General features: G+C 75.7%; 5 protein-coding genes. 4 read left to right on the top strand and 1 reads right to left on the bottom strand.

Annotated elements, in window-relative coordinates:
• Both ABD317_RS27005 and ABD317_RS27000 read left to right on the top strand, forming a co-directional pair.
• Positions 1 to 1,092, top strand: a 1,092-nt coding sequence (locus ABD317_RS27005) for a hypothetical protein (protein WP_344292859.1), incomplete at its 5' end; no start/stop codon positions are given.
• Between the two features lie 64 nt (positions 1,093 to 1,156).
• Positions 1,157 to 1,966, top strand: a complete 810-nt coding sequence (locus tag ABD317_RS27000) for an EI24 domain-containing protein (RefSeq protein ID WP_344292857.1) — start codon at positions 1,157 to 1,159, stop codon at positions 1,964 to 1,966.
• Here ABD317_RS27000 and ABD317_RS26995 read toward each other — a convergent pair.
• A complete protein-coding gene (locus ABD317_RS26995; protein WP_344292855.1) occupies positions 1,956 to 3,791 on the bottom strand; it encodes an endonuclease/exonuclease/phosphatase family protein in 1,836 nt (611 codons plus the stop codon). The genes ABD317_RS27000 and ABD317_RS26995 overlap by 11 nt on opposite strands.
• Before the next feature lie 227 nt (positions 3,792 to 4,018).
• Between ABD317_RS26995 and ABD317_RS26990 the strand changes: the two genes are divergently transcribed.
• Both ABD317_RS26990 and ABD317_RS26985 read left to right on the top strand, forming a co-directional pair.
• Positions 4,019 to 5,506, top strand: a complete 1,488-nt coding sequence (locus ABD317_RS26990) for a hypothetical protein (protein ID WP_344292853.1) — start codon at positions 4,019 to 4,021, stop codon at positions 5,504 to 5,506.
• A gap of 365 nt (positions 5,507 to 5,871) precedes the next feature.
• The gene (locus ABD317_RS26985; RefSeq protein WP_344292865.1) at positions 5,872 to 8,241 is read left to right on the top strand and encodes a PQQ-dependent sugar dehydrogenase; all 2,370 of its coding nucleotides are present in this window, start codon (positions 5,872 to 5,874) and stop codon (positions 8,239 to 8,241) included.
• Positions 8,242 to 8,317 lie beyond the last annotated feature (76 nt).

Raw genomic sequence — 8,317 nt, 5'->3', positions numbered from 1 at the left:
GCTGTGGCCGTCGCCGCCGCCGCGACGGTGGCCGTGGCCGGGCCCCTGACCGGGCCCGGCGCCGGCGGGGGAGGGGCGGCCACGAGTCCGCAGCGGGACGTGGCCGGCCGGCCGGGCGAGTCGCCGCCGCGGCAGCTCATCGCCGCCGGGGACGTGGCCGTGTCCGCCTACCACACCCGCAGGACCGAGGACCTGCCCGGCGGCGACACCGTCGAGAGCCGGGACTGGCACCTGTACGACCCGGACACCGGGCGGTACGAGGAGACCGACTGGGCCTGGCTCGACGTCGCCCCCGGCATGCGCACCGCGGCCGTGCTCGAAAAGGACCTGCCCGCCGACCGCATCGGCCTGCTGGACCTGGCGAGCGGCGAGGTGGAGCGGTGGATCCCGCTCGACCGCGGCGGCGTGGGCTCGGTGGAGTTCTCGCCGGACGGCGAACGGCTCCTGGCCACCGCCTACGCGCACAACCCCGACCGCCGCTTCAAGGACGCCTCGTACCCGCTGAACGGGGACGAGGTGCCGGGCGCCAAGCCCGGCCGCACCGGCTTCTACGTCATCGACGCGGACTCCGGCGACGCCTCCTTCACCGCGCTGCCGGCCGGCGCGGCCCCCGGTTTCTCCACCGACCCGACGAACGGCCGCGAGGACCTGAGCTGGAGCAGCGACGGCGAACTGCTGTGGGAGCACTGGTCGTACGACCCCGGGCGGCTGTACTACGACCTGTCCGGCGAGCGGGCCGGCCATCCGGTGCCGGAGAAGCACGTGTCGGACCCGGGGGCCGGCCTGTCGCCGAACGGCCGGCTGGTCGGCGGTGCGCCGGCCGGCGAGGGCGGCGAGGGCGCCGCCGCGGTGCTGGACGCGAAGACGGGCGAGCGCGTCGCGAAGGTGCCCGCGCGGCAGCTCCTCGCCTGGGCCGACGACGAGCGGCTCCTCGCCTGGGGCTGCGGCTCCGGGGGCTGCCGGGACAGCGAGTCCCCCGACCGGCTCGTGCTCGTCAGCCTCGACGGCGACACGGTGGTCGCGCTGTCCGGCGCCCGCGCCGGCAACGGGGGCGACGCGGGCCGCTGGGTGCCGGAGTTCACGGAGCGCTGAGCGCGCGGGCCGCCGCTCCCCGCCCGGTCGGCACGCCTGCCCGCCACCCCATAAGGTGGCGGGCATGCGTGACTTCACCACCGGGTTCGGCTACGTCGGCAAGGGGCTGCGCTGGGCCGCGGGGCACGGCCGGTCGTGGGCCCTCGGGCTCGTGCCCGCGCTCATCGCGCTCGTGCTCTACGCCGCCGCGCTCGCCGCCCTCGCCTACTGGGCCGGCGACATCGCCGTGTGGGCCACGCCCTTCGCCGACGACTGGGACTCGCCCTGGCAGGGGCTGCTGCGCGGGCTGTTCGTCGCGCTGCTGCTGCTCGGCGGCATCGGTTTCGCGCTGCTCACCTTCACGGCCGTCGCGCTGCTGATCGGGGACCCCTTCTACGAGGCGCTCTCCGGCCGCGTCGAGGAGTCCGCCGGGCACTGCCCGCCCGCCCCGGACGAGCCGCTGCTGCCGGGCCTGTGGCGGTCGCTGAAGGAGAGCGTCCATGTGCTCTCGCGGGCGCTGGTGTTCACCGTGCCGCTGTTCTTCCTCGGCTTCGTGCCGCTCGTCGGGCAGACGGTCGTGCCCGCGCTCGGCTTCGCCGTCGCCGGCTTCTTCCTCACCGTCGAGCTGACCTCGTTCGCCCTGCAGCGCCGGGGGATCGACGTGCGCGGGCGGCTGGCGCTGCTGCGCCGGCGCAAGATGCTGGCGCTCGGCTTCGGGGTGCCGGTCGTGCTGCTGTTCCTGGTGCCGCTGGCCGCGGTGGTGGTGATGCCGGGCGCGGTGGCGGGCGCCACGCTGCTCGCCCGCCATCTCGTCGGCGACGACGTGCCCGCCCCCGGCCCGGCACCGGCCCCGCCGGCCCCGCCGGCCCCCGGGCCGCCGCCCGTCAGGGCCTGAGCCGGACGACCGAGGGATCGTGGTCGCTGGCCTGGTCGGCGTACTCGGCGTTGAGGTGCACGATGTCGTAGTCGGCGCGGACGGCGAGCGCGGGGCTGGCCAGGATGTGGTCCAGCACCTGGGAGTTGCCGTTGAAGACGTACCCGTAGCGCTCCCCGCGCGGCAGCCGGCCGACCAGGTCGACCAGCGCGTGGCCGGCGGTCAGCCGCGCCACGGCGGGGGAGAAGGGGAAGTCGTTGACGTCGCCGGCGACGACGACGCCCGCCCTCCGGTCCACGGCGAGCACGTCGCGGACGAACTCGTTGACCGCCGCGGCCTGCGCGGTCCGCTGCTCCTCCGAGCCGCGGGCGGGCGGCTGGAAGCGGCTGTCGAGGCCCTGGTCGCCGCCCTTGGAGTTGAAGTGGACGGCGGCGACGAAGACCGTGCGACCGCGGAAGGTGAACTCGCCGGCGAGCGGCTTGCGGCTGTCGTTCCAGGCCGCGTCGCCGGGGGCGATACGGCCCGGGGAGGCGGACAGCGCCGGGGCGCCGCCGTCGTCGGTGACCCGCACGGGCGTCGTGGCGTCGCCGCCGGGGCGGTCGGTGAAGGACACCCGCCCGGGGTTGTAGAGGAAGGCGACGCGGATGTTGCCGCCCGGCCGGCCGCCGTCGGCGTCGTCCACGGGGTCGATCTGGCGCCACTCGTACGCGGGGCCGCCGGCGGCGGCGATCGCCTCCGTCAGCTTGCGCAGGGTGGCGTCGGCGCCGGTCACGGCGTCGTCGGCCGGGCCGTTGTCGTCCTGCACCTCCTGCAGGGCGACGATGTCGGGGGCGGCGAGGCCGTCGACGAGGCCGTGGGCCAGCCGCTCGAACTTCGCGGCGCTGTCGCGGGCGGAGAGGTTCTCCACGTTGTACGTGGCCACCGCCAGCTCCGCGGCGCGCTGCCGGCGGGTCGACTCGCGGTCCGGGCTGGTCCGCCGTTCGCCGCCGAGGGTGGTGGCCTGCAGCTCGTAGCCGCCGAACTGGTCGTAGTCCAGCGGGCCCGCGGTGGTGCCGCCGAGGTGGTCGCCGACGTCCAGGACGGGGAACGGCCGCTCGGCGAACGGGATGAGGGAGGCGACCTTGAGCCGGCCGCCGTTGGGGTCGCGGTAGCCGGCGTACAGCACGCCGCCGCGGGCGGTGCGGTTGCGGGCGGGCTCGGCGGTCACCCACAGCTCGTGGTACGCGGAGGTGGGCCCGACGACCCGGGCGTCGCGCACCGCGACCCGCATGCCCTCCAGCGACTCGTAGCGGTCCAGGGCGTACGAGCCGGGGCGCAGCCGCAGCTCCTCGATGCTGCCGCCGTCCGCGGCGGGGGCGAACCGGCCGGGGACGGTGGCGTCGCGGAGCACGAAGGCGCGGGGCAGCGGGTTGCCGCTGGCCACGACGGTCCAGCTCGCGCCGGTCAGCTCGGTGACGGACTGCAGCCCGGCGCCCCTGCCGCCGGGGTAGTACTCGCTGACGGAGCCGGAGACCTCGACCGCGTCGCCGGGCTCGACGTCGGGGGTGGCGGAGCCGGTGAAGACGAAGAGGCCCTCGCTGGTGGCGGGGTCCGCGTCGGGCCGGGCGTCCTGCAGCCAGAACCCGCGGGCGGAGCCGAAGGCGCGGACGGCGGTGACGGTGCCGGGCACGTCGGTCACCCGCTCCCCGGCGAGCGGGGATATCCGGGTGTCGCCCTGGATGTCGCGGATGCGTGTCCCCGCGCCGCCGGCCCCGGCGTCCGCCGCCCCGGCGGCGGGGGCGGCCAGCAGCCCGGCGGCGAGCGCGGCGGCGACGGCGTACGGGACGGGCTGGGCGCGTCGGTGCATGGTGGGTCCTCCGGGACGACGACAGGACGGGAACATGACAGGGAAGGGACGAGGGGAAGGTGTGTGCGTCTACGCGCGTCAATCTCGTGCGCGCGTACGGGCGTTGTCAAGGAACACGGGGTGAACACCGGGAGCGCGGCCCGCCGGAACGGCGCCTTCAGCTCCGCCGCCCGACGGGGGCTACGCTTGGGCAGCGTCCGATTGATCCCCAGTCTTCGGAGTTGTCGATGACCGCAGACCGCACCGTCCTGCCGCCCGTCCAGCTGCCCGCCGAGGCACAGCTGGCCCGGGAGGCACTGGCCGCGCCGCTCTTCGCGCGGGCCGTCCGGCTGGCCCGCTGGGCCGGGCCGGGGCTGCGGGTGGGCGCAGGCGGCGAGCAGCCCGGCGCCGAGGTGCGCGCCGCCGCGGCCGAGCTGGGCCTGGCGGAGAGCGCCGACGAGGAGGGCGAGGCGCGGGCCGTCGCCGGCGAGGCGTGGCGTATCGCCGTGGACATCGGCCTGGTGGACGTCACCGCCCCGGAGGACGGCGACGACGCCCTCGGCACCGCGGCCCCGAGCGCCGACCTGCGGCTGGTGACCGACGGCGGGCCGGCCGACGTGCTGGAGCTGTGGACCGCCGCCTGCGAGTGCGTGCTGTCCGACGCGGCGCTGCCGGACATGAGCGCGCTGGTGGAGCAGGTCACCGCCGGCGAGGAGCTGGACCTCGACCGGCTGGACTGGGACCCGGAGGCCGACGCGGACTTCCTCGACGGCGCGCTCGGCAATCTCTACCTGCTCACCGCCATGGAGGGCCCCGGCGTCGACGGCGCCGTCCCGCTGCCGGCGCTGGCCGCCTCCCTCGTCGTGCCGGACGACATGGACGAGCCGACCGAGGAGGTGCTCGCGGAGGTCTCCGAGGCGGTGCTGCGGCTCGACGAGCAGTTCCGGATGCTGGAGCCGGCCGGTGTCGTGGCGTACCGGCCGGTGGCCGAGGAGATCCTGCTCGAAGCCGCCGGCGGCGCCCCGGTGGCGGACGGGCCCGACGACCCCGGCGACCCCGACGACGCGGACGTCTCCCGCTACGGCGTCGTCCGCCTCACCCCCCTCGGTCTGTACGCGCTGCGCCGGCGGATGCTGGCCGACGGGCTGGCGGCCCCGCTCGTCGGCGAGCTGGCGGGCGAGGACGCCTACGTCCTCCTCGACGCCCTGCCCCGGCTGCCCGACCCGGTCGCCCAGACGGAGGCGGAGGCCTGGCTGGCGGACCGCAAGCCCGCGGAGGCGGCCACCGCCCTCCTCGACGCCGCCCGCGGCGCGGACGACCGCGCCCCGGCCCGCCGGCTGGCCTGCCAGCAGGCGCTGGCCGTGGCGGGTGCGGACGCGGAGCCGGCGGTCCGGGACGTGCTCCACGACCGCGAACTCGGCGGCCTGGCCCGGGTCTGGCTCACCGAGCGCGGCGTTCCCGGCGTGCCGCAGCCCACCGAGGACATGGTCTTCTGGCTGGCCGTCGACACGGTCGCCGCCCAGCTGGGCGGCCTGCGCGACGACACCCCGGAGCTGCGCGAGCTGGTGGCGCACCTGGTGGGCCGGCACCGCGGCTTCTTCGGCGCGGCCTGGCGCGTGGACCACCCGGCCACCCCCGAGGTGCTGGAGGCGATGGGCCGCCTCCACCCGGACCGCCAGGTCGCCAAGGACGCCCGCAAGGCGGCCTTCAAGGCCCGTTCCCGGCCCACCGCGTAACACCCCCGCCCCGTCGCCCCGGCTCGCCCGCGCCCGGCCCGTACGCGGCCGGGCGCTTCCGTGTGCCCGCGTGCGCTCCCAACTGGGCTTTGTCCTATGCCGGGATGAAGTTGCCTCCCGTTCCTGCCAAAGCTCTTTTCGGCAGGGACGAAAGCGGTTACGGTCCTGACGGCGGCGCGCGCCCGTCCGCACAGCAGTCACCCGTCCGCACTCCAGTCACGCACGTCAGGTATGTCGCCAAAGCGATGCCCCGCACCCGTCACCCCACGGGAGGACGCAACGTGGTAAGGACACGACCGAGACTTCGCACCACACTGGCCGCCTTCGCGGGAGCCCTGCTCCTCGGCGGCGGCCTCGCCCCCGGCATGGCCGCCACCGGCGCGGCACACGAGCCGCCCGCGGTCCGGGACGGCCCCGTCGCCCCCGACCTCCAGCAGGTCACCCTCGCCAAGGGCGTGGACCAGGTCGGCGAGCCGATGGCGCTCGCCGTGCTCCCCGACGGCGCCGTGCTGCACACCTCGCGCGACGGCACCCTGTGGCACACCGGCGCCGCGGGCGGCACCCGCGTCGCCGCCCAACTGCCGGTCTACCCGCACGACGAGGACGGCCTCCAGGGCGTCGGCGTGGACCCGGACTTCGCGAACAACCGCACCGTCTACCTCTACTACGCGCCCGTCACGGACACCCCCCACGGCATCGCGCCGAGCGACGGCGAGCCCGCCGACTTCGAGGCGTACGAGGGCGTCAACCGCCTCTCGCGCTTCACCCTGAACGAGGACGGCACCCTCGACCCGGCCAGCGAGAAGACCGTGCTCGAAGTGGGCACCGACCGCGGCCGGTGCTGTCACAACGGCGGCGACATCGCCTTCGACAGCCGGGGCAACCTGCTGCTGTCCACCGGCGACGACACCGACCCCTTCTCCTCCGACGGCTACACGCCCATCGACGAGCGCGAGACCCGCAACCCGTCCTTCGACGGGCAGCGCTCCGCGGGGAACACCAACGACCTGCGCGGCAAGATCCTGCGCATCAAGGTCGACCCCGCCGACGGCTCGTACACCGTCCCGGACGGCAACCTCTTCCCGCCCGGCACCGAGAAGACCAGGCCCGAGATCTACGCCATGGGCTTCCGCAACCCGTTCCGGATGAGTGTCGACAAGGCGACAGACACCGTCTACGTCGGCGACTACGGCCCCGACTCCGGCTCGGCGGACCCGGCCCGCGGGCCCGGCGGCCAGGTCGAGTTCAACCGGATCACCGAGGCCGGCAACTTCGGCTGGCCCTACTGCCACGGCGCCGGCGACGCCTACATCGACTACGACTTCGCCACGGGCGAGTCCGGCGAGGCGTTCGACTGCGCCGCGCCCCGCAACGAGTCGCCGCGCAACACCGGCCTGACCGAGCTGCCCCCGGCCCAGCCCGCCTGGATCGCCTACGACGGCGACTCCCTGCCCGAGTTCGGCAGCGGCTCGGAGTCCCCGATGGCCGGCCCGGTCTTCCGCCACGACCCGGACCTCGACTCCCGGCTCCAGCTCCCGGACCGCTACGACGGGCTGTTCTTCGCCGGCGAGCACGGCCGCGAGTGGATCAAGACCGTCGCGGTGGGCGAGGACGGCGGCGTCGCCGGCATCGAGGACTTCTCGTCCGGCAGCAAGATCATGGACATGGAGTTCGGGCCCGACGGGGCGCTGTACTTCCTCGACTACGGCACCGGCTTCTTCAACGGCGACGAGAACTCCGCCCTGTACCGCATCCAGAACGCCGCCCAGGGCTTCGCCCCCGAGCCCGTCGCCACCGCCGACGCGACGACCGGGCACGCCCCGCTGAAGGTGGCGTTCTCCGCCGAGGGCACCGCCGACCGGGACAGCGAGTGGCTGCGCTACCGCTGGGACTTCGGCGACGGCAGGACCTCGGGGAAGCCCGGCCCCCGGCACACGTACGCGAAGGACGGCGAGTACTCCGCCGTGCTCACCGTGACCGACCGCGACGGCAACACCGGCACCTCCGCCGTGCGCGTCGTCGTCGGCAACACCCCGCCGGAGGTGGAGCTGAAGCTGCCCGAGGACGGCACGGTCTTCGAGTACGGCGACGCCATCCCGTTCGAGGTGGCGGTCACCGACGCCGAGGACGGCGCGGCCGACTGCTCCCGGGTGCGCGTCGACTACGCGCTCGGCCACGACACCCACGGCCACCCGATGACCTTCGAGGAGGGCTGCACCGGCACCATCGAGACCTTCGAGGAGGACCGGCACGACGACCACGCCAATCTCTTCGGCCTCATCCGCGCCACCTACACGGACGGCGGCGGCGCCACGGCCGGCGTGCCCGCGCTGAACGCCAGCGCCGAGCACAAGCTGCAGCCCGCGCACCGGCAGGCCGAGCACTTCGACACCGCCGAGGGCGCCGCGGCCGCCGACGCGAGCGGCGCCGAGGGCGGCCGGGCCGTCACCGGCGGGGGCGGCGCGTGGATCGCCTTCGAGCCGTACGTCCTGAGCGACAGCACGCGCCTGTCCGCCCGGGTCGACGCCGCCGGCAGCGCCGACGGCGCCCTGGAACTGCGCGCGGGCGCGCCCGACGGGCCGGTGCTCGCCACCGCCCCGGTGGGCGGCGCCGGGGAGGGCTGGAGCGGGGTGAGTGCCGACGTGACGGACGCGCCCGCCGGGACGACGTCGCTCTACCTGGTCCTCACCGGAGGGGAGTTCACGCTGGACAGCTTCCACCTCGGCCGCGGCTAGGACATCCGGCGGATCGGGTCCGGTCAGGAGACGGTCCGCCGGTGGCCCGGCCGCCGCACACCGCCCCCGCACCGCC

The organism is Streptomyces synnematoformans, from assembly GCF_039531005.1.
In the GTDB taxonomy this organism is placed as follows: domain Bacteria; phylum Actinomycetota; class Actinomycetes; order Streptomycetales; family Streptomycetaceae; genus Streptomyces; species Streptomyces synnematoformans.
This window is presented reverse-complemented; position numbering and strand designations above follow the sequence as displayed.

Coding starts and splice junctions, on each gene's coding strand:
- ABD317_RS26995 (WP_344292855.1), bottom strand. CDS start 3,791: ATGCACCGACGCGCCCAGCCCGTCCCGTACGCCGTCGCCGCCGCGCTC.
- ABD317_RS27000 (WP_344292857.1), top strand. CDS start 1,157: ATGCGTGACTTCACCACCGGGTTCGGCTACGTCGGCAAGGGGCTGCGC.
- ABD317_RS26985 (WP_344292865.1), top strand. CDS start 5,872: ATGGCCGCCACCGGCGCGGCACACGAGCCGCCCGCGGTCCGGGACGGC.
- ABD317_RS26990 (WP_344292853.1), top strand. CDS start 4,019: ATGACCGCAGACCGCACCGTCCTGCCGCCCGTCCAGCTGCCCGCCGAG.